Below are 22179 nucleotides of genomic sequence, written 5' to 3' on the forward strand. Positions count from 1 at the left end.
ATTACCTCCCCACTATCATTGTTTATACAGTATAGCACTTTGACATAAAGACATACGAAAATTTCAGTTTAGCCTAATTAAATTTCTACCACTCTAACTCATAAAAATAGACAATCACATTTTTTCCAATTTTGCATAAATTAATTTGACAATTCTAAAAAGATGAGTTAACCTAATGAACAAATGTTTCCTAAGGGAAAATAATTATCTTTTAAGAAATTTATATTTTTTTATTCTAAAAGTTTCCCTGAGGAAATAATTTATAACAAAGGAAAAGGAGTGTAGTAAATGAAAAAATTATTTTTATTATTTTTTGCTGTAGTTTTATTGGCTGGATGTAATGACCAAAACAATGGAAAGGCGGAAGCTGATAAACCACTAGTAGTTACAACTACAGGTCAGGTTGCTGATGCCGTAAAGACGATAGCCGGGGATATGGTAGAAGTTAAATCCTTGATGGGACCAGGAGTAGATCCACATCTTTATAAGGCGACTCAAGGAGACTTACAAATATTAGAGGATGCTGACATGATTTTTTATAACGGTCTAGAGCTTGAAGGAAAGATGAGCGACATTTTCGAGAAAATGAAGAAAGAAAAAACTGTTGTAGCAATTGGGGAGTCAGTCCCAAAAGAGAGACTATTAAATGATGAGGAGCATCCGGAATTATTTGATCCACATATTTGGTTCGATATCGAACTTTGGAAGGTGGCTACCCACGAGATAACCAAATCACTTACTAAGGAATTTAACTCTAGCGAGGAACAGTTTAAAGAAAATGAGGCAGAGTTCTTTAAGGAATTAGACACTTTAAACGATTGGACGAAGGAACGTATTAATGAAATAGCTGATGAGCAGCGTGTACTTGTTACTGCTCATGATGCATTTAACTACTTTGGTGAAAGTAATGGAATGGAAGTCAGAGGTTTACAAGGTCTTAGCACTGATGCCGAGTATGGATTAAAGGATATACAGAACGTCGTAAACTTTTTAGTAGAGCAGAATATTAAAGCGGTATTTATTGAATCCAGCGTATCCGATAAAGCGATGAATGCTGTCATTGAAGGTGCAAAGGAAAAAGGACACACGATACAAATTGGAGGAGAGCTCTACTCGGATGCCATGGGTGCTGAAGGAACAGAGGAAGGAACTTATATAGGGATGTATAAGCATAATGTCAACACAATAGTTGATTCACTCAAATAGGAGGTAGCAAAATGAACGCATTACAGGTAAAGGATTTATCTGTAGCTTATGAGGAAAAGATAGTTCTAAGTGAAATTAACCTAACTATTCCTAAGGGACAGATTACTGGGATTATTGGGCCAAACGGAGCTGGAAAATCTACACTGATTAAAGCGGTGTTAAATCAGCTTCCCAATAAAACAGGGACCGTTTCTATATTAGAGCAACCGCTTAATCCAAAAGATCTCCTTGTAGGGTATGTCCCTCAAAGAAATGCAGTAGATTGGGACTTCCCAACTAATGCTTTAGACGTTGTCTTAATGGGAAGATACGGTCATATTCGCTCTATTAAAAGACCATCTGCTAAGGATAAGGAAATAGCTTTAAGCTGCTTAAAGAATGTGGGAATGGAAGCTTTCGCAGATCGTTCCATCGGTCAACTATCTGGCGGACAACAACAGCGTGTCTTCCTGGCTAGGGCTCTCGCTCAAGAGGCAGAGGTTTACTTTATGGATGAACCTTTTGTGGGAGTAGACGCAGCCACAGAGCGGACTATAATTTCTATTTTAAAAGAGTTAAAATCTCAAGGAAAATCAGTCTTTGTAGTTCATCATGACCTGCAGACAGCAGCTGATTATTTTGATTGGATTGTTTTACTAAATCAAACGATTATAGCCTCTGGTCCTACCGTTCATACATTCACACCAGAAAACCTACAGGAAGCATATGGTGGGAAATTATTCTTCATGGACCAAGCAAGTTCAGGGAAGACTGCTGAAGAGGTGAAAAACTAATGTTGACAGGTAACCTTCTTTGGGTACTCGCAGGAGCTATTCTTTTAGGGATAGCAGCAGGTTTAAATGGAACGTTTGCCTTTCTCCAAAAGCAAAGCTTAGTCGGAGATGCTGCAGCACATGCAGCACTTCCTGGCATTGCTCTCGCATACCTTATTTTTGAGAAAAAAGATTTGCCTATCCTTATGCTAGGTGCTGCTATAACAGCAGCCCTTTCTGTTTATATGATTCAATGGTTTGTCAGTCACTCCAAGCTAAAGGCGGATGCTGCAATTGGGCTTGTCCTCTCTGTATTTTTTGGCATTGGTATTGTTTTAATAACAATCGTTAATCAGAGTGGTACTGGCAACCAAAGTGGGTTAAATGATTTTATCTTTGGAAAGGCTGCAACAATGGCAAAAAGTGATCTCATTTGGTTGTCTAGCAGCGCTATATTAATCATCCTCATGTGCTTGCTTTTCTTTAAGGAATGGAAGCTTATGATTTTTGATCCTATTTTCGCAAAGGGTATTGGCTTACCAGTGGAGCGGCTGCGCATTCTATTGACGGCTTTAACAGTTCTGACAATCGTAACCGGTATTCAGGCAGTAGGCGTTATTTTAATGGCAGCCATGCTCATCATCCCAGCAGCTGCAGCAAGGTTTTGGTCTAGCCATCTAGGTATAATTTTGGTGACTAGTGCTTTTTTTGGAGCACTCTCTGGAGCATTAGGAACTATGATAAGCTCTCTCCGCACAGGTTTGTCTACTGGTCCTATTATCGTCTTAGTAGCAGCTACTCTGTTTAGCCTATCCTACTTTGTTGCACCTAATAGAGGGCTTATTTCTAAGCTTCATAAAAAGCGTGCGTTTAAAAGACAACGCATTGTAAATGAGGTGACTACCCATGAATGAGTTTTGGGTTTTATTAACCGGATCGCTTGTAGGAATAACGTGTGGCTTAACAGGCGTTTTCCTTATTCTTAGAAAGACAGCCATGATAGCTGATGCTATAAGTCATACAGTATTATTTGGAATTGTAGTGGCCTTTATGATTACCCAATCCTTAAACGGGGCTTGGATGCTAATTGGGGCTGCCCTTGCTGGTTTACTGACTACCTTTCTAGTGCAACTCCTTCAATCAGGTGGATTGCAAGAGGATGCCGCTATTGGAGTAGTTTTCACTTCTCTTTTTGCCTTAGGCGTATTACTAATCACCTTATTCGCTGGCAATGTACATTTAGATGTGGAACATGTGCTGATGGGGGAAATTGCATTTGTCCCTTGGGATACATGGAGTATTTTAGGCATTGAAATGCCTAAAGCAGTTTGGATGCTAATGTTTGTACTATTACTTAATATCGCTTTCCTTATTTTATTTTATAAAGAGATTAAATTGTCTACGTTTGATCCTGTTTTCGCTTTATCAATAGGCGTGCCTATTATTGGTATGCATTACTCTTACATGACTCTTGTCTCCCTTACTACTGTCGCTGCATTTGATAGTGTGGGTGCAGTTTTAGTAGTTGCTATGCTTATTGGACCTGCTGCTACAGCCTATTTAATGAGTAAAAGTGTAAGAGGAATGATTATTTGGAGTATGACATTCGGTACCACTGCAGCTATTACTGGATACTACTTAGCAAAGCTTTGGAACACCTCCATCGCTGGTATGATGGCAGCGATGATTGGTGTGCTATTCATGCTTGTATTTTTATTTAAGCCTCATGATGGCTTGGTTTCAAAAGCAGTTAAGCGACGCCGAGGAAATGGTTTAAAAGCACTTTCTAGATAGTACTCTCTCCCCTTTCGTTTGTTATAATACAAGGAAGGACAAAACAAAAGGTGATAACATGCATAAAACAATTGGAATTCTAGCACATGTTGATGCAGGGAAAACTACATTTTCGGAGCAGTTGCTCTTTCATACAAACTCAATAAGACAACGGGGTAGGGTCGATCATAAGGACTCCTTCCTTGATAGTCATACGATAGAGAAAGATAGAGGCATCACCATCTTTGCTGACCAGGGTGTCTTTTCCTATAATAACTCCACTTATTATATTATTGATACTCCTGGTCACGTTGATTTTTCTCCGGAAATGGAACGTGCTATTCAGGTTATGGACTATGCCATTGTATTAATAAGTGCTGTAGATGGAGTCGAAGGACATACTGAGACAGTTTGGCAGTTGCTCCGCAAGCATAAAATACCTACCTTCTTTTTTATCAACAAAATCGATTACGAAGATAGTAATCCTACTGCAGTTCTCCAGGAGATTAAAGCAAGTCTAAGTAAGGATGCTTGCCACCTAACTACTGGCTATACGGAGGAATTAATTGAATTTATTGCTGAGCGAGATGAGGCTCTTTTAGAAGCCTACATGGATAATGGGTTCACTGAACAGCTATGGACAACAAAGTTCAAGCAAATGATTAAGGAATGTGACGTATTTCCTTGTGCATTCGGATCAGCCTTAAAGGATATTGGAGTATCAGAGTTTTTGGAAGCTATTGATAAACTTACGGAAACAAACTATAACTCCAGCCAAAATTTTACCGCTCAGGTATACAGGATTCGTCACGACGAAAGTGGTAATCGCGTAACCTTTCTAAAGTTGTTAAGTGGAAAGCTGAAAGTAAGAGATGAGGTAACTATCGGAGACGCATTAGAGAAGATAACTCAGATACGTCAATATAGTGGCAGCAAATTTAAAACAATAGATGAGGTAAAAGCAGGTGAACTAGTAGCTGTGACAGGATTAACAGTTGCCTCTATTGGAGATACAATTGGTGCTATTCATCATAAGACCCATTTCGATTTAATACCTACCTTAAAATCAAACGTCGTCTTTGATCCTTCTATACATGTTAAAGAAGTACTAAAATCTTTCAGACTTTTAGACGCGGAGGACCCTTCTCTACAAGTTTTTTGGGATGAGTATTTTCAAGAGGTACACGTACACGTTATGGGGGTCATTCAGCTCGAGGTACTCGCTCAAATCGTTAAAGAGCGTTTCCAAATGGATGTGACGTTTGGGGAACCTAAAATTTTATATAAAGAAACTATTGAGGAGTCTGTCAAAGGCTACGGTCATTTTGAGCCATTGAAGCATTATGCTGAGGTACACCTTTTAATCGAACCTGCAGAGCGGGGTTCTGGGGTTACCTTCCACAATGTGTGTCATGCCAATGATTTGTCTATAGGTAACCAAAACCTAGTAAGGCATCACCTTTTAGAAAAAGATCATCATGGACTACTGACTGGCTCTGCATTGACAGACGTTAAGATTACTTTACTGACAGGACGCGGACATAATGAACATACCTCTGGAGGTGACTTTAGAGAAGCTACTTACCGAGCATTACGACAAGGATTAGAGAAGGCAAAAAATGTTCTGTTAGAGCCTTTTTATGATTTCAAAATTAAAGTGGAGATGGATTTAATCGGAAGAGTTTTATCGGATATTCAGCAGGCACATGGGACATTTGAGTCGCCTGAAAATATTGGCGATAAGGTTATCATAAAGGGAAGAGTGCCTGTTGCTACTTTTATGAATTATAGTACTACCTTTGCATCCTATACTCACGGGAAAGGAACGTTGAACCTATTGTTTAGTGGATATGACCGTTGTCATAACCAAGAACATATAGGTGAAAGAATCGGATACAACAAAGACACGGATCCGGAATACACCTCAACCTCTATCTTTTGTGCCAAGGGTACTGGATATAAGGTACCCTGGGATGAAGCAGAAAAGGCAATGCATTGCTTATAAAAGGAAAGGGTGCATGAAATTTAATTCCATGCACCTTTAATAGGAATTATTGATAAAATGATGCGTTATCTCGTTAGGAGATGTCCTTTACATAAATTATTTCGATATAACTTATTCAATTTCCTAAAAGAAGCCTGATTTCCCGCAGGCTTCTTTTATAATTCAGAACGATATATCATCAAACGCTCATTGCTGTTTTCTTCATAATGCTTAGGAATATGTATTTCCTTCCATAACTCGAAAACAGTCTCCCGCTCCAAAAATTCAATATAGTCTGAGGTTGGATAGTAGAGAATAATATCCATTGTCCTCGGATGGTCTTCCAACGACTCTAAAATATTATGAACTACCTTTTGAAATATAGGAGTGGAGAAAGGATTAAAGAAATAGAAACAGTCTTCCTGTGGCCCTATCTTGTACTCCTCTGCTAAACAACATTCAAAGCTAATAGAAGCTCGCGTTGGCTTTGCTCTTTCCGTATACTTCATGAGGTTTTCCATTGACTGCTGGTAAAGCTGCCCACTCATCTCTATCCCTGTTACAGAAATGTGATGGAAATGATGGACGTAAAAAGGAACTCTTCCCTTACCACAACCGAAATCAACCATCCCCTTCACCCTCTGCCATTCATAAGCTTCAAACAATACTTTTAAAGCATCGTACGGGGTTGCCTCGTAACGATTATAATGGGAGGATTGATATTTCCATTCTCTCATTCCAACTGTCTGTATTCTTAATAATCGTTCATAATCAGATTCGTTCATTGCAACCTCCTTGATTCCTTTATTCGCCCAAAATATGCTGCTGGACCCAGTCATTTTTTTGACTATTAACCTCTTCTAGCAAGGATACTTTATACGGATTTCCTTTTGATACAATTGTCCCTGTAAAAGAAGGGTTTTCAATACGAATCATCACCTTGTCCTGTACTTCTCTTTTCGTGATTTGCAGCTTGGCTATACCACCGATATTTGTACTATCAAATTGCTGAGCAGAAAAAAAGTTACCTAGCGAGAAGAATACATGGCTTTCTCCCTTACTCGTTGTAATTTTTTCATAGGGCTGAATGACATGTGGATGATGACCAAAAATGATATCTGCTCCTGCATTAGCTAACAAATGGGCAAGCTCTCTTTGGTTCTGATTGGGCTCTAATGTATACTCTTCTCCCCAATGGATACTAACTACTACCACATCTACCTTTTTCCTTAGAGATTGGATGTCTTGCTCCATCTGCACGTTGTTTATTATGTTCACTAAATATTCTTTGCCTTCTGGCACTCTATGTCCATTTAGTCCGTAAGTATAACTTAAAAATCCTAGTTTAATATCCTTCACTTCAACTATTCGTTCCGTTTGTTGATCTTCTAATGACTTATGAGCACCGATATAAGGAAGTTCATTTGCCTCCAATGTTTCTATAGCAGCTAATAAGCCCTCCTCCTTTTTATCCAACGTATGATTGTTGGCTAAGGATATTAAATCGAAGCCAACTGCTTTCAGATCACGAATAATATGGGATGGACTAGAAAAGTTAGGGTATCCAGATAATCCGAATGTTGTTCCTGCCGGTATGGATTCCTGGTTTGCAAGCAAAAAGTCCAGATTAGTAAGTTGTTCCTCTACATTTGCAAAGGATGGGAGAAAGCTAGAATAGTTATAGAGAGGGCTATGCAATAATATATCTCCAACCATCCCTATTTCTATCTGATTTTCTTTATAAATCTGTTGAAAATTGGTTACTTGTTTGCCTGTAAAGTTTTCTTTCATAGGACTAACGATTTGTGCATTAAAAAAAGATAATACAATGATAAATACTAATAGAAAAGGGAGTAAAATTTTCAAAATGTTAACCTCCTCCTATCATCTTTATCTATTTCTTTGTCTAATATACACATATAAAAAACCGCCAGCACTTAGCAACCGCAAACAGGAATTAATAGTCATAGCAGACTCCATACCAACCATCTCTAATAAAACAATACCCATTTGAGGTGCTATAAACGCGACTAATGCCAATAATATATTATAAGTAGTAATACAATAAGTCCTTGACTGTTCAGGTGACTTCTCCAAAAGTAAATTAAACAGAATGAGTACAGTACCGGAAAGAAAGAAGCCCGATGTCGTTTGAATTATAGTTAAGTAATATAAATTGGTCGATAATACAACAAGAAAGGGTGTGGTAGCCATCCCGGCTGCTGCCCAAATGAACATTCGAAGATTGCTATATTTCTCTGCCCAGCGCCTCCATAAAGGAAAGGTAAAAAATTGCATGAGCATACTGCCCACCGAGAACATACTTATCCAAAAAATCGTAGCTCCTGCTATTCTAACATTATAAATATTGAATAGACCCCACGCCATCTGCCATGCAAAGTTAAAAAAGAGAGCGGCTGCTAAGAACGAAACATATTTGGAATCTTTAAATATAGACCAATCCATTGATTTCTTTTTTTCAACGCTTTCATCTATTTGAACAGGTGCTTCTTCATGCTTCATAACAAAGTACACTTCTAATATTCCAAATAATAAGGCTACCAAAAACAAAATTTGATATGCACTTACACTTGCAGAAGCCTCTCTCATTACGATACCAATCATTAACGTGGCTACAAGACCAACTAAAGTCAACAATCGATTTCGATCACTAAAAAATTGACCTCTCCGCTCTTCTGCAATCATCCCACTGATAAACGTTTGCCAACCTATATTGGCAACGGTATTGGGTACACTGATAAGGGCAATAATAATTAAAAAAGACCAGGCCTGCATAGATGGCGAAGGTAAATAAATCACTAATACAATAAATAAGAAACATAATCTTGCAAGTAAAATTGACCCTGCGACTAGCTTCTTTTGAGTATAGGCTTTGTTCAAAAGGATAGCTGCAGGCACTGTCATTAGCAATGCGATTAGAGGAGGAAGTGAACTGATTAATCCAACCTGGTAGTTAGTTGCCCCTAATATAGTGATCGCAAAGATCGGGAAAAAATTATTAGAAAAATTTAAAGCAATAGTAGAAGCCATGCCATGATATATACTGACTTTCTCGTTATACGTTCTCAAGATTCATTCCGTCCATTTCATATGAGATAGATAGAATTATATACCTCATTTCCAGGAAAACAAGAGTATTATTTACAAATATTTCCCTTATAAATCTAACGGAAAAAATACAAATTTAAACCAACCGTTAATAAAGCAATGCGTTAGACAATATTTCTTCATAGAAAGTACACAAAAGGGCAGCTTCAAATATTTCATTTTATTCGTTAAACCCTTAGAATATAAGGAGTTATCAGTTTTATCCTGATATGACAATTATAAAGTTTTCTAGTTTACAAATTGACTGGAAAGAGTATAATGGGTAGTTGGTACAGGACATTCATGTAACAATATGCTAACTTTAGCACTAATATAAACTGCTTCCCTTTTGTTTTAAAGAAGATGGGGTGAACAAAAATGGCAATTACACAAGAGCCGGAGCTTACACTAGTTGAACATTTAGCTGAGCTTAGAAAACGCCTAATAATTATAGCAGCTACCTTTATCCTATCTCTTGCAGCAGGATTTTGGTTTGCTCCTAAAACATTAAACTTTCTTAAGCAACAGCCCACAGCAGCACATGTAGAATGGAACATATTCGGTTACACGGATGGTTTATTGATCTATGTAAAATGTGCTTTAGTCTTGGCTATTCTTGTAACCTTACCAATTGCTATGCATCAATTATGGTTATTCGTAAGACCGGGGCTATTGGACAAGGAAGCTAGAGGGACTATTTACTTTATACCAGTTTCTTTTTTCTTATTTTTAGCTGGTATTAGCTTTAGCTACTTTATTTTATTTCCTTTGATGTTAGATTTCATGTCTAATATCAATGAATCTATAGGTGCCACAGAAACCTATGGAATGCAGCAATACTTTACATTTATGTTTAATTTAATTATTCCTGTTGGAATAGTGTTTGAACTGCCTGTAATTATTTTATTCCTTACGAAGCTAGGAATTATCACGCCAGATCGACTGCGTAAGATGAGAAAAGTTTCATACTTCGTATTAGTAGTTGTAGGGGTTTCCATTACACCTCCAGACTTTATCTCAGATTTCATCATTATCATACCTTTATTGTTATTATTTGAAATAAGCATTTTAGTATCATCTTGGTCTTATAAGCGTCGGTTAGCCAAAGAGGCTCTTTTAGAAAAAGAACTCGAGGACAACCAAAGTGAATAAGCATGATATAATAACGATACACTTGACTAATACTTATGCCATTTGAATAGATAGACAATTATATTCATTAGGAGGAAACACCATGCCAAACATCGGCGTACCAGGTTTAATCATTATTCTAATCATTGCTTTAATCGTCTTCGGACCTTCTAAATTACCTCAACTAGGTAGAGCTGTTGGACAAACATTAAAAGAATTTAAAAAGTCTACAAAAGACATCGTTGATGATGTAGCTGAAGAATTCAAGTTAGAAGACAATGATACAAACGCTAAAAAGAAAGCATAATAAAAAAACCGAGCATATATATTGCTCGGTTTTTTTGTTCTTAATCACTTATATTCCATAGAAGCTTCCATTGGATGCGGGAGAGGTTTTCCAAAGTAGTATCCTTGAAATAATTGATAACCTGCATCTTTCAGCCATTCAAAATCCTCTTTTTGCTCTACCCCTTCTGCTAATGGGATGGAATGGATTTCTAGTGCTTTTTCTAAAAATTGCAATGCAACTCTTTGTTTCTCTTTATCAGAGGTCACCCCTTGAACATATTTCATGTCCAGCTTCATATAATGGGGCTTAATATCCTCTAGCATTTGCAGAGTGCTATGTCCTACTCCTACATCGTCTAAGGCATATTGGTAGCCCCTTGCTTTATAAAAGGCCAGAATCTTTTTTAAGTGGTTAACATCTTCTATTTTTTCAGTTTCTACAACTTCAAAAACCAAGTTTCTAGGATTAACACCTAGACGATTGGCTACCTCGTTGGTGGATTTAAGACAATGCTCTGGCGAATAGATAGAGGTTGGTATAAAATTTATGAATGCTTTTTTATTGTCTAGCTTTGCAGCATATTTTACAGCAGTCATTCTACAAATCCGGTCTAACGCATAAAGTCTTCCTCTCTCTTTAGCAGCGCTAAAAACCTGGCCAGGATATAAGATTTCCCCATCCTCATCTAAAAATCTAGAAAGAAGTTCATAGGCATATGTCTTGTTATTTTTATCTACAATTGGCTGATAATAGCAAATTACTTGTTCGTTCCTAATTACTCTGTCCACCCACTCTACCTTAAACAATTCCTCTATCTTATAGAAAGGTTGCCAGTCCTTATTAGGAATCTTATAGGATATCTTCGTAATATCTAAATGATTTATACTATAGTCAACAAAGTCCTTCGCATCATTCTCGCGAAGAGTAAAGTGACGATTATTCTCTTCTAACTTTAATGTCCTACTTTGAATAAACTCTATTATATCCGGGAACACCTGATTATTCAGGTCACCGTCCATTTTGAACTCAACTATCAAATCTCTTACTGCACAACCGCTACATTCCAACATAATCCCTCCTACCTATTAAAATACCCATAATTATGTATTTTTTCCTATTATAATGATTATATTAAATCTTTTGTAACATGCATAATCAGAAGTCTTTGATTTATGGAATTAAAAAAACATAGGAGGATAGGTGATAGGTGTAGCAACAAAAAGTAATTTCAAAATTCACGAACACATTCAATGGCTGTTGGATAAGGAAACACAAGAAAAGCGCAAGCGCCTATTTCTGCCCCGACAGGCAAATGGAGAAAAGCGAGGAGGCAGTTCCTCAGCCACCGGAGCTTTTATCCATTTGACCCCGAGGGGCAAGGCGGTGGAGCTAGACATCAAGAAAAGCGCAACCGCCTATCCCTGCCCCGACAGGCAAATGGGGAAATGCGAGGAGGCAGCTCCTCAGCCACCACAGTATTTTCCCATTTGACCCCGAGGGGCAAGGCGGTGGAGCTAGACATCAATTTATCCACAGGTTCCGAGTTTTATAATTTCCTAAACAACAAAAAAGAGAAGCGCATCACACGCTCCTCCTTTACAGGTTTTTAAAGAATACTCTGATGACATCAGCACCACCGATAATTGTACCGAGAGAACCAAAAAGGTTAGTTAACACTAAAACTAGCAAGACTCTAGTCACCTTATTTTTCCAGAACCCTTTTATCGTAAATACATCTTCTGACAGCCTTTCAAAATCCCCTATTGTTGGTCGTTTCATATAAGCCTGCACTAATCCTGAAAACCAACCTGAGGCTAATATAGGGTGCAGTGCAGTTATTGGTGCCACGATAAAGGCTGTAACTATAGCTAAAGGATGACCTAATGCTACAATTGCTCCTATTGCCGCCATGGATCCCGTCCAAATAATCCAGCTCCATGCCTGGTCCCATCCTGCCGTAGGATTAGCTATAAAAGTATAAGCAACCAAAGCGATTAAAAGGATAGGCAAGGACCATCCAATGATTTTAGGTAAAATAGATTTCGGAGGGACAGCTGATAGTCTTTCTAAATCTTGATGCTTGTATATTTCTTTTGTAATTCCTGGAACATGAGCTGCCCCTAAAACTGCTACAACTTTTTTCCCTGGAGCTTCCTTAATCTTTTGAGCTAAAAACTGGTCTCTTTCATCGATTAATGGTGTTTTCAACCTTGGAAATGACTCTGTGAATTCTGCAAGCACTGCATTTAAAGTGTCTTGTGACTTCATATTCTCTAGCTCTTCTTCTGAAATGGTATCTTTACTAAAAATGCTATAAAATACTGACGTTAGGAGCTGAGACTTACCAAGCCAACCAAGATTATGCCAGATACGTGAAAATGTTATTTGAATATTACGATCGGCTAGTACAAGTTCTGCTCCATTTTCTTTTGCACTCTCTATCCCTTGTATCATTTCCTGGCCGGGTTTAATATCAAACTGCTTCGCCATACGGTTTTGAAAGGAAGAAATAGCTAAGTTCATCAATAGCAATGTCGCTTTCTTCTCTTTTATGATTTTAAAAATATCTGTCTCTTTCCATTTGTTATTATCTGTAATAGATTGATATCTCTGTTCGTCCAACTCTATACACACGGAATCCGGTTTTTCTTTTTCGATCACTTCTTTTACCTGCTCAGCACTTAACCTTGAAACGTGAGCAGTACCAATCAAAATAACTTCCTTGCCATCGACCTCTAAACGAGTTATATTTGCTTCCGACATAAACTACTTCCTTCGTGTAAATGTATTTCTTTACACATCGACTGAGCATGTAAAGACTTGTACCTATAATAATGAAGTACTTGGGCATAAAATTCAATTTGTTTATACAAAAAAATAGGAGATTTAATCATAACCTAATCTGTTTATTTTTAGTTTTTTCCTTGGATTATGTGATTCTTCTTAGTACATGAAAGTTTAAATTTGAGGCTGAAATGTTATACTTACATTGATTCAAATAAGTTAAAAGAGGAGAATGGCTAATGATTATCGTTACGAATCGTATTAAAACAAAACCAGGATTTGCAGAAAAAATGGCTCCAAACTTTACAAAACCAAGTCCACTACAAGAAATGGAAGGCTTCGTAAAAGTTGAGGTTACTATTACACAGGGTACCACTGAATATGATGAAATGAATGTCAATATGTATTGGGAAAACGAAGAAAGTTTCCAAGCATGGAAAAATAGCGACCTCTTCAAGGCAGCACATAAACGACCAGAACCAGGTTCTGAAGAAGCATCGAAAGAATCTCCACTATTAGGTAGTGAGTTAATCATTTCTAAAGTGGCTTCTACTGTTGGAGCAATTTCCAACTAAATAAATTATTAAAAGGAGCAAGTGATGTTAATTCGCTTGCTCCTTTGCTTTTATTTATCGATACGATAGATTCCTTTTTTATCCCTTAATAAGCATCCATTGGCCTTAAAAATCCGTATCATGTATTCATTATTCTCATCTGTACTACCTACATAATATGTCGCATGCATATTCTTTAAAAGCTCTAATGAATATAAGTGAAGTACCTTACCGAAACCTTTACCTCTATGCTCTGGAGTTACTCCAAAGTAAAACAACCTACCTTCCTCAGTTGTTCCGTCTTCTATATGAGGAATGCTGATACCCAAAGGTTCTTTTGCTTTATAGAAGATATGACAATGGTTACGCCAGTTAGGACCTAACTCATTTAAGAAGGCTTCCATGATTTGATCAATAGAGAACAAATTATTTTTGTTCGCCGATCCGCTTCGACATTCATCATATAGTTTGGCGAATTCCTCATCTGTCATTAAGCTATCCGAAAGAGATCGCACAAAAATAGAGCTATCTAAAATAAAGCGTTCCTCTAGTGTTCTTGTATATTCCACCACGGAAGAAACCTTATGAAAACCTTCATTTAATAATTGTTCCTCATACTCCGCATCCATCAGAAGCGACAGATAATTTACCTGATTGCTTTCCCAAGCTGCTAAAAGAGTTTTTAGTTCTGCCCAATATACTTCTTTAGATTGATTCATTTTTATTTGATCGGCAAGCCAGTATTCCTGGTCTTTTTTTATGACGTTAAAAGCAACCATTTGTGCGCCCCCCTTATAAATCGTCTATATGCGTAATTCTGTTTCTACCATTTCGCTTGGAATAATATAACGCTTGGTCAGCCTTCTCTACCACGCTTGCATGCGTGTCTTCGGATGTATATGTTGCTATCCCCATACTTATCGTCACTTCACCTATAACCCAATCTGCTGCTTCTATTTCCTGCCTTAAACGTTCTCCCTGGTTTTTAGCCTGTTGTGCATTAGTAAACGGGAGAAGAACGATAAACTCCTCTCCTCCGTATCTAAGTAATGTATCCGCTGGACGTACTGTTAAGTCTGCTATTTTTGCTAGTTGCTCTAGCACTCGATCTCCCATTGTATGACCCCAAGTATCGTTCACTTGCTTAAAATGATCGATATCAATTAAGCATAAGGAAAAAGCCTGTCCTTTTTGCTCGTATTGAATGATCATCTCTTCTAGCTTGATATGAAAATAACGACGGTTTTTTAAACCAGTCAATTTATCAGTTATAGCTAATTTCTCTAGCTTGCTATTGAGTACAAGTAGCTTTTCTTGCTTTTCCTCTATTTCCTCATGAAGCTCTTCTAATTTAGAAAGAGCCAGTTCTTTTTCTTGAAATGCTTCCTCTAATTGCTTTTTTGCTAACCTAATTTCCTGTTCATATCCTATTCTTTTTCCCATGGAAACTAATACACAGTCAATTACATCTGCACCCTCTCGAGTAGCTTTTTTTCCGTTTAACAACACAGGAATGCTCTGCCCATCCTTATGCTGTAGACTAAGAAATAACTCTTCCATATGTCCATATAATCGGATATAAGGATAAAAATAAGTATGGAATATAAACTGATTCGTTTTAGACATGATTGTTTCTATATGTTTTTGAGAAAGATCGTCAAAGGAAAACCCTATCATTTGAAGAAAGGTTTTATTCATATCAATTAGTATACCTTCTTGACTAATAGTGACATAGCCACAAGGTGCCAAATCCAAACGTTCCTCCATAAAATGTCATTCCCTTCCCTACACCTGGTATAGATACCCTTTAATGAGCTCCGCTGTTTCACACGGGTGACTAAGGTGAGGATAATGCCCCTTTACATCCATTATCTTAAATTCACTATTCTCTATATGATGGTGTAAATATTCTCCCACCTGAATAGGAACAATACTGTCTTCTGAGCATTGAATGATTAGCACCGGGCTAGATGATTTCTCTAAATCTTTACGATGGTCAGAAAAGAAGGTCACCTCTGCAAATTGCTTTGTTATCTTCGGATTTGTTGAACTAAAACTTTTTTCTACTTCCTTTGCTACCGCGGGGTGTTTTTCAGTGGCAGCCACTATTGGAGCCATATAGCTTGCCCACCCTATAAAATTCATCTCCATCATATCTAGCATCTCGTGGATATCTCTTTCATCGAATCCACCGTAATACTCGTGATCATTAAGATATCTCGGAGAAGGTCCAATCATAACCAACTTCTGAAAAACATCCGGCTTTTGAATCGCTGCTAACATACCAATCATGGAGCTTACCGAATGACCTACAAATATAACGTCTCTCAATTCCAATGCCTCTACTATGTCTAAGACGTCTCGGACATAGCCTTTAAGCGAGGCGTATTTCTCTGCATTATAAACACTTAAATCCGATTCACCGGAACCAACATAATCAAATAATACAATTTTATAGTCATCCAGAAATGAAGGAATAATATGCCTCCACATCGTTTGGTCACATCCAAAGCCATGCGCAAACATGATTACTTTTTCCTTATTTCCAATTACTTTTACATTATTACGTTTTAATACTTCACTCATAGGAACACCTCTAGTTTATTTCGTACCTTATATAAAAGGCTTCCTTTTCTTTTGAAAGGGAAGCCTTACATAGATTTGATAATTTATCCAATGTATATATTACCAATATACTATTTTATTGAATTTTATTCTAGATAAAAAGATGAAATGCTACTAACATCCTAGAGTCTATTTCCGCGTTCTTTTTAGGAATTCTCTCGTCCGTTCCTGTAAAGGATGATTAAAAATTTGATCCGGGGGACCTTCCTCTGCAATGACCCCCTTGTCCATGAAGACTATTCGATCCGAGACTTCTTTCGCAAATTCCATTTCATGCGTAACAATCAACATAGTAAGACCAGTATTCGCAAGCTCCTTCATAACTTTTAATACCTCGCCGACCATTTCTGGATCAAGTGCCGATGTAGGCTCATCAAACAACATTACATCAGGCTCCATAGACAAAGCTCGTGCAATAGCTACTCTTTGCTTTTGTCCACCAGATAATTGCTTTGGCTTAGCATTGACGTAGCCATCCATGCCCACCACCTTTAAATATCTCATCGCAATTTTTTCGGCTTCTTCCTTTGAACGCTTTAATACCTTTACCTGTCCGACTGAACAGTTGCTTAATACATTATGATTATTAAACAAATTAAACTGCTGAAATACCATGCCAAGCTTTGTCCTATAGGAATTGATATCATGCTTATTGTCTAAAATATTATTTCCTTTATAAATAATTTGTCCTCCACTAGGCTTTTCCAATAAATTAACACATCGCAGAAGTGTTGACTTACCCGATCCTGAAGAGCCTATGATACATACAACCTCGCCTTTTTTTACAGAGAAATTTATATCTTTTAAAACTTCATGTGCTCCAAAGGATTTACTTAAATGCTGAATATCAATTACGTGTTCCATATTTGCTCCTCCTTTATTTACTTGTTTTCATAAGGACCTTTTGGCAGTACAGCCATTTGCATAGGCTGACCAATGACTGTGTAGTTTTCGGGTCCATCTAGTTTCTTTTCAAAATGTCGTAAGATTAATGTAACAGCAAACGTCATGATGAAGTATAAAATACAAGCTACAAAGAATGACTCAAAATATCTGAAGTTGTTTCCAGCTACAGACTTCGTTTGGAAATATAATTCCGTTACCCCTATCACATTTAAAACAGAGGTATCTTTAATATTAATGATGAATTGGTTGCCGGTTGCTGGAAGTATGTTACGGATAACCTGGGGTAACACAACATATAGCATCGTTTGTATATGATTCATCCCTATCGCTTGTGATGCCTCAAATTGTCCCTTATCAATTGAAATGACTCCCCCACGAACAATTTCAGCCATATATGCTCCCGTATTAATAGATACAATAAAAATTGCTGCTAGTAAACGATCCATGTCTAACCCAAAGGCCAGTGATGATCCATAAAAGATGACCATGGCTTGGACGATCATTGGTGTCCCTCGGAAGAATTCTATATAGATGGATAGAATAAGATTAACCAGCTTTAAAAAATATCTACTTACCCTCTTTTCAGGTAGTGGGATGGTCCTAATAACGCCTGCTAATAATCCAATGATTGCTCCTACAATAGTTCCTATAATAGAAATCAACAGGGTTACTCCTGCTCCACGCAAAAACATCGGCCAGTTATTGGTAATAATGGAGATAATCCATTCTAAACTCATTGTCTTCCTCCTTACACATTCTGTTGCCTTGAACATCCACTAACCAAGTGAAGTAAGTACTTTAAAAAATGAAACGGCTGCTTTTATTAGCAGCCGTTAGTATACTTATTCTGCAGCTGGTTGACTGGAAATAGCATTATCCATAATTTCTTGACGTTCTTCTTCTGAAATTCCTGCTAATATTTCATTTATTTTATCTGTTAAATCGCTACCTTTTTTCAATCCTACTGCAACAGCTGTTTCTTCTTCATCTGCAATAAATCCTTCTTCGAATTCAACCATGCTGAAGTTATCATTTGCAGAGGAAGCACTAATTCCTTCAGGACGTTCAGATACATAACCGTCGATCATGCCGGATTCCAGTGCTACACGCATTGCTGGAAAATTATCTGATGCAGGCTGTTTTTTTACACCTTTAATTTGATCTATCACTCCGTAGTGGGAAGTATTTAATTGGCCTGTAACTTTTGCTCCATTAAAGTCTTGAATGGAAGTGGCATCCTCAAATTTTCCGCCCTTTTTTACAACCATAACAAAGTTGGAAGTATAATAGTTTTCAGAGAAATCGATTGTTTTTTTACGCTCTGCTGTTGGTGACATTCCAGCAATAATTGCATCAATCTTACCCGAAGTTAAAGCTGGAACTAGACCGTCCCATTCGGTTTTAACAATTACCAGTTCTTTACCTAAGCCTTCTGCAATTTTTTTAGCAATTTCTACATCGTATCCACCAGCATACTCTGCGTTACCGTCCAATTTTACTCCACCGTTTTTGTCATCCATTTGAGTCCAGTTAAAGGGTGCATATCCTGCCTCTAGTCCTACTGTAAATGTATCTTGGGCAGATGCTGATCCAACGCTTCCCTCCTCTTTAGTTCCACAAGCAGCAAGCAATAAAAAAATGGATAGTAAAAATGTGAATGTAAATAGTCTCTTTTTCATCTCTAGTAATCTCCTTTTTTAAAGTTATTATATGTATGCAACCATACAAAAAGGACAACCGTACAAAAAAAGACTTGAGGTAGACTCAGGTCATAATGTATGGTTGCCCTAAATCCTCTACTTTTCCCAATGAGATAGCACACCATTATAAACCGGGACGTTTATAATGGACAGTCCTGCAATTCTTCACTGCAGACCCAGCATGTAATAATGAGTTTATTACAAGCTTCGGCGACATTTCCTTCTCCTTAGTATCTAAGCTTCTCAAGCTCCTCTAAGGACTGTTAAATATCGCGCCTCTACCTCACTTATAAAAGCGAGGTTATATTCAATTAGTTGTTCATAGTCTACAATAGAGATTTTCATCTGTCAACAAACATTCTATTGATTAATCAAAATATTACTATTTTTTAAACTTCATCATTCTAAATAGAAACGAACAATCTTATTTAAAAAATGAACCTATAATACGGGGAATAAATAAGAAAAAATCTGCTAAAGTAAATGTATTTTCCACTTTGTCAAAGACATCCATTTTCGACTTTTCGTTCGGTTTGTAGGTCGTTACTGTATCGCCTTGAATTGGCTCCACCCCATCATAGAAACTTATACGTATAGAATGGCAGTTCACATAATCAGACGAATCCATCACCTGAAAATGTATATGAGGCTCAGAGGAGTTTCCAGAATTTCCACAAAGGCCAATTGTTTGCCCCTGCTTCACCGCGTCTCCTTCTTTTACTACTATAGAATGTTGTTTGAAATGCGCAAGCAAGCTATATTCTCTATTTTCATGCTCCAAAATGACATAGTTTCCGGCTGGTTCTTTTTCATTCATTTCTCCGGGAATATTATCTACAATATCATTTATAACCTTTACTACCTTACCGTCTGCTGGCGCAACTACCTCTTTATCAAAAGCATTGTAACTTTCATTGAGTAATCTATTATCCTTATGCGTCTGACCATTCTTCATCTTCACTAAATCATATGCATAGCGCTGAGATTCATAAACGTAATGATAGTTAAGAAATTCATTCGTCCCACCCCAGAAAACAAACCATTCTTCTTTAATAGGCATTATATATTTATTTTTGGTGTAACGTTGATCGCTTTTGGGGAAGGTTACATAAGGTTTTAATACTATGCCCTGGATGTAGTTAGCCGTATCAAAGGTTACACTAACTATTCTCTCCTTATTGTTATCTAACCATAAATACTGAGTTGAATAACCAATCTCGGTATTTTTAATCATTTGGTAGCTTTCAACCTCCTGATTAAAGGTAATGGCTAAATCAACAAATTGGTCCAGTGATACTAGCTCTTTAAATTCTTTGACGCATTGGTTATAAATTTCTTCATGGTTTCCATATAGGAATACTTCTCCAAAATTTTTGGGCGATATAAATTTCTCTACATTCATGGATCTGTTTACCTCCAATTTATAACATTGTAAGTATTTATCATCTAATACGGAAAAAGATAACTAAGGTTTCACTTAATATCAAAAAGTAAAGGAAACGAGAGAGTAGACCGTTTTCTTTTTGCAGACTTTATTTAATTCTTTTTTGTTTTGTTGATATCGAAGGAAAAGTTTCACATGGAACATAAACAGAAATGAAAATAGCCTACATCTACACTTTGAAGGGCAGACATAGGCCGTAAGCTAAAAGAGTGGAAATGACAACACTTACGTCGTCATTCCCACCCTAAATCAATTATTTTTGTATAAACATTTGAGTCCAATAGTTTCCGTCTTTCACGTAACCTACCCCAATATGAGTATAGTTTTTGTTTAAGATATTGGCTCTATGTCCTTCACTATTCATCCAAGCTTTAACTACTGCTTTCGCAGTCGTTTGACCTTGTGCGATATTTTCTCCTGCTGATTTATAGCTAATTCCAAAATTCTTCATCATTGTAAATGGAGTTCCATAAACAGGACTTGTATGGCTAAAATATTTTTGATCGTGCATATCTTGTGATTTATATTGTGCCACTCTTCCTAGCTCCCAGTCATAGCTTAAAGGAGACAGGCCAGCATTTGCTCTTTCCACATTTACAAGTTTAATTACATCTTGTTCAATGTTATAAGAATCTTTTGTCGGAACATTAATTTTTTGTCCTGGATAAATAAGATTTGGATTTTCTAACTGAGGATTTTTCTCAATTAATTCTGAAACTCCGGTTTGTGTTTTTACTGCTATTTTCCAAAGAGAATCTCCTGATACAACGGTATAGGTATTAGCTGCAAATGCAGTTAGTGGTAATAATAAAGAAATTGCGACTGCTACTGCAGCAACTTTTAATTTAGTTTTAAACAAGGTAATCTTCCTTTCTTTTTTTACTCTATTAATATAGTAAAATAAAAAAGTCCTATAAATCATCCCTTAATAATTGGATGTAATTTTACAGTTAGATTACAAAGAGAAACAAATAGAAGAGAAAGCTTGATAGTACGGGAAAAATAACTGGTTCAAAGGTAACACTTTTGAAATATTCAAGGAGGAAAATTCCTCTAAAGTCAAATTCTTTTTATAATTTTTCTGTTTTTTTAAAGGTTGAGTTAAGTCTACTGTCCTATACAACAATGAGTGTTTAAGATATATTAAAAATAGGTGATTATATGAATATTAAAAATTATTTAAACGACGAACGTTTCCTCTCTGGAACAACTAAGAAAGACCCTACTGCCTGGGAAGAGAACAATATGGCCTTACACATCTGTGAAAATCCATTACACATACTAGAAAATCGCAAGAAATTAGCAGACCAGCTCAATTGCAGTTTAGAAGATTTTGTTTGTGCCAATCAAACCCATAGTGCAAATTTCTATAAAGTGACCGCGATTGATAAAGGACATGGAGCAACGCTTTTGGAAACCGCTATTAAAGACACAGACGCTCTTTACACATTTGAACCAAACCTATTATTATGCAGTTTTACAGCAGATTGCGTACCAGTCATCTTTTATAATGAAATTAATGGACTTATTGGAGTCATTCACTCTGGTTGGCAAGGAACCATCAAGGAAATTACAAGTCAGCTATTTGAGCATCTGAAAACACACGAACAATGTAACCCTGCTGATTTTCACGTACAAATAGGCACTGCACTAAGCCAAGAAAAATTTGAAGTGGATGAGGATGTCTACACAAAATTTAAGAACCTAGGGTATGCAGATGACTTTATGTATTACAGAAAAGAAACAGGTAAATATCATATCGATAACCAATTGACTGTTCAAAAGCAGTGTGAACTGGCTGGTATACCGCCTGAACAGATTTCGATAGATCGCACATGTACTTTCTTAAGTCCAGATGGCTTCTCTTACCGAGAGGATAGAAATACTGGGAGACATTTAAGTTTTATAATGAGGAAGAAGTAA

General features: G+C 37.0%; 23 protein-coding genes and 1 riboswitch. Of the genes, 10 read left to right on the forward strand and 13 right to left on the reverse strand.

Going from position 1 to position 22179, the window contains the following annotated elements; genetic code table 11:
• Positions 1–288: 288 nt before the first annotated feature.
• Genes M3627_RS11375 through M3627_RS11395 form a run of 5 tightly spaced genes read left to right on the forward strand, consistent with a single transcriptional unit; the run spans position 289 to position 5736 of the window.
• Positions 289–1206, forward strand: a complete 918-nt coding sequence (locus M3627_RS11375; RefSeq protein ID WP_169361274.1) for a metal ABC transporter solute-binding protein, Zn/Mn family — start codon at positions 289–291, stop codon at positions 1204–1206.
• A gap of 11 nt (positions 1207–1217) precedes the next feature.
• Entirely contained in the window at positions 1218–1979 is a 762-nt protein-coding gene (locus tag M3627_RS11380; RefSeq protein ID WP_251555635.1) for a metal ABC transporter ATP-binding protein, read from the forward strand.
• On the forward strand, positions 1979–2872 hold the full coding sequence (locus M3627_RS11385; protein WP_251555636.1) for a metal ABC transporter permease: 894 nt from the start codon (positions 1979–1981) through the stop codon (positions 2870–2872). Before M3627_RS11380 ends, M3627_RS11385 begins: the two co-directional genes overlap by 1 nt.
• Complete coding sequence (locus tag M3627_RS11390) at positions 2865–3752, forward strand: metal ABC transporter permease (RefSeq protein WP_251555637.1); 888 nt, start codon at positions 2865–2867, stop codon at positions 3750–3752. The genes M3627_RS11385 and M3627_RS11390 overlap by 8 nt, the downstream gene beginning before the upstream one ends.
• A gap of 58 nt (positions 3753–3810) precedes the next feature.
• Entirely contained in the window at positions 3811–5736 is a 1926-nt protein-coding gene (locus M3627_RS11395; RefSeq protein ID WP_251555638.1) for a GTP-binding protein, read from the forward strand.
• A 155-nt stretch (positions 5737–5891) separates the two neighbouring features.
• On the opposite strand, the gene M3627_RS11400 is transcribed toward M3627_RS11395, so the two are convergent.
• Genes M3627_RS11400 through M3627_RS11410 form a run of 3 tightly spaced genes read right to left on the reverse strand, consistent with a single transcriptional unit; the run spans position 5892 to position 8805 of the window.
• Complete coding sequence (locus M3627_RS11400; protein ID WP_251555639.1) at positions 5892–6500, reverse strand: class I SAM-dependent methyltransferase; 609 nt, start codon at positions 6498–6500, stop codon at positions 5892–5894.
• 19 nt (positions 6501–6519) lie between these two features.
• On the reverse strand, positions 6520–7581 hold the full coding sequence (locus tag M3627_RS11405; protein WP_251555640.1) for a CapA family protein: 1062 nt from the start codon (positions 7579–7581) through the stop codon (positions 6520–6522).
• Between the two features lie 24 nt (positions 7582–7605).
• Positions 7606–8805 (reverse strand): MFS transporter, encoded by a 1200-nt coding sequence (locus tag M3627_RS11410; RefSeq protein WP_169361281.1) that lies wholly within the window; start codon positions 8803–8805, stop codon positions 7606–7608.
• Between the two features lie 396 nt (positions 8806–9201).
• Between M3627_RS11410 and tatC the strand changes: the two genes are divergently transcribed.
• On the forward strand, positions 9202–9975 hold the full coding sequence (tatC, locus tag M3627_RS11415; RefSeq protein ID WP_251555641.1) for a twin-arginine translocase subunit TatC: 774 nt from the start codon (positions 9202–9204) through the stop codon (positions 9973–9975).
• A gap of 82 nt (positions 9976–10057) precedes the next feature.
• Complete coding sequence (tatA, locus tag M3627_RS11420) at positions 10058–10261, forward strand: twin-arginine translocase TatA/TatE family subunit (RefSeq protein ID WP_251555642.1); 204 nt, start codon at positions 10058–10060, stop codon at positions 10259–10261.
• 44 nt (positions 10262–10305) lie between these two features.
• Here tatA and M3627_RS11425 read toward each other — a convergent pair whose 3' ends face one another.
• On the reverse strand, positions 10306–11310 hold the full coding sequence (locus M3627_RS11425) for an EAL domain-containing protein (protein ID WP_251555643.1): 1005 nt from the start codon (positions 11308–11310) through the stop codon (positions 10306–10308).
• Positions 11311–11443: 133 nt separating this feature from the next.
• Here M3627_RS11425 and M3627_RS11430 point away from each other — a divergent pair, with 133 nt between their 5' ends.
• The gene (locus tag M3627_RS11430; RefSeq protein WP_251555644.1) at positions 11444–11734 is read left to right on the forward strand and encodes a hypothetical protein; all 291 of its coding nucleotides are present in this window, start codon (positions 11444–11446) and stop codon (positions 11732–11734) included.
• A gap of 105 nt (positions 11735–11839) precedes the next feature.
• Here M3627_RS11430 and M3627_RS11435 read toward each other — a convergent pair whose 3' ends face one another.
• The gene (locus tag M3627_RS11435; protein WP_169359774.1) at positions 11840–13006 is read right to left on the reverse strand and encodes a TraB/GumN family protein; all 1167 of its coding nucleotides are present in this window, start codon (positions 13004–13006) and stop codon (positions 11840–11842) included.
• Positions 13007–13266: 260 nt separating this feature from the next.
• On the opposite strand from M3627_RS11435, the gene M3627_RS11440 reads away from it, so the two are divergent.
• The gene (locus tag M3627_RS11440) at positions 13267–13602 is read left to right on the forward strand and encodes a heme oxygenase (protein ID WP_169359775.1); all 336 of its coding nucleotides are present in this window, start codon (positions 13267–13269) and stop codon (positions 13600–13602) included.
• 50 nt (positions 13603–13652) lie between these two features.
• Here M3627_RS11440 and M3627_RS11445 read toward each other — a convergent pair whose 3' ends face one another.
• The 8 genes from M3627_RS11445 to safA all read right to left on the reverse strand — a co-directional run bounded on the left by M3627_RS11445 (position 13653) and on the right by safA (position 21178).
• Entirely contained in the window at positions 13653–14360 is a 708-nt protein-coding gene (locus M3627_RS11445; RefSeq protein ID WP_251555645.1) for a GNAT family N-acetyltransferase, read from the reverse strand.
• Between the two features lie 13 nt (positions 14361–14373).
• Positions 14374–15348 (reverse strand): sensor domain-containing diguanylate cyclase, encoded by a 975-nt coding sequence (locus M3627_RS11450; RefSeq protein WP_169359777.1) that lies wholly within the window; start codon positions 15346–15348, stop codon positions 14374–14376.
• An 18-nt stretch (positions 15349–15366) separates the two neighbouring features.
• Positions 15367–16167 carry an alpha/beta fold hydrolase gene (locus M3627_RS11455; protein ID WP_169359778.1) on the reverse strand — a complete coding sequence of 267 codons (801 nt, stop codon included), beginning with the start codon at positions 16165–16167 and terminating at the stop codon, positions 15367–15369.
• Positions 16168–16335: 168 nt separating this feature from the next.
• Positions 16336–17070 carry an amino acid ABC transporter ATP-binding protein gene (locus tag M3627_RS11460; protein WP_169359779.1) on the reverse strand — a complete coding sequence of 245 codons (735 nt, stop codon included), beginning with the start codon at positions 17068–17070 and terminating at the stop codon, positions 16336–16338.
• Between the two features lie 17 nt (positions 17071–17087).
• Positions 17088–17849 carry an amino acid ABC transporter permease gene (locus tag M3627_RS11465; RefSeq protein ID WP_169359780.1) on the reverse strand — a complete coding sequence of 254 codons (762 nt, stop codon included), beginning with the start codon at positions 17847–17849 and terminating at the stop codon, positions 17088–17090.
• Between the two features lie 105 nt (positions 17850–17954).
• The gene (locus M3627_RS11470; protein ID WP_251555646.1) at positions 17955–18791 is read right to left on the reverse strand and encodes a transporter substrate-binding domain-containing protein; all 837 of its coding nucleotides are present in this window, start codon (positions 18789–18791) and stop codon (positions 17955–17957) included.
• Positions 18792–18918: 127 nt separating this feature from the next.
• Positions 18919–19101, reverse strand: a riboswitch (Lysine riboswitch).
• 135 nt (positions 19102–19236) lie between these two features.
• Positions 19237–20214 carry a M23 family metallopeptidase gene (locus tag M3627_RS11475; RefSeq protein ID WP_169359782.1) on the reverse strand — a complete coding sequence of 326 codons (978 nt, stop codon included), beginning with the start codon at positions 20212–20214 and terminating at the stop codon, positions 19237–19239.
• Between the two features lie 295 nt (positions 20215–20509).
• On the reverse strand, positions 20510–21178 hold the full coding sequence (safA, locus tag M3627_RS11480) for a SafA/ExsA family spore coat assembly protein (protein WP_483315286.1): 669 nt from the start codon (positions 21176–21178) through the stop codon (positions 20510–20512).
• Between the two features lie 239 nt (positions 21179–21417).
• Here safA and pgeF point away from each other — a divergent pair, with 239 nt between their 5' ends.
• Positions 21418–22179 (forward strand): peptidoglycan editing factor PgeF, encoded by a 762-nt coding sequence (gene pgeF / locus M3627_RS11485; RefSeq protein ID WP_251555648.1) that lies wholly within the window; start codon positions 21418–21420, stop codon positions 22177–22179.

This window comes from Psychrobacillus sp. MER TA 171 (genome assembly GCF_023713305.1).
GTDB lineage: Bacteria > Bacillota > Bacilli > Bacillales_A > Planococcaceae > Psychrobacillus.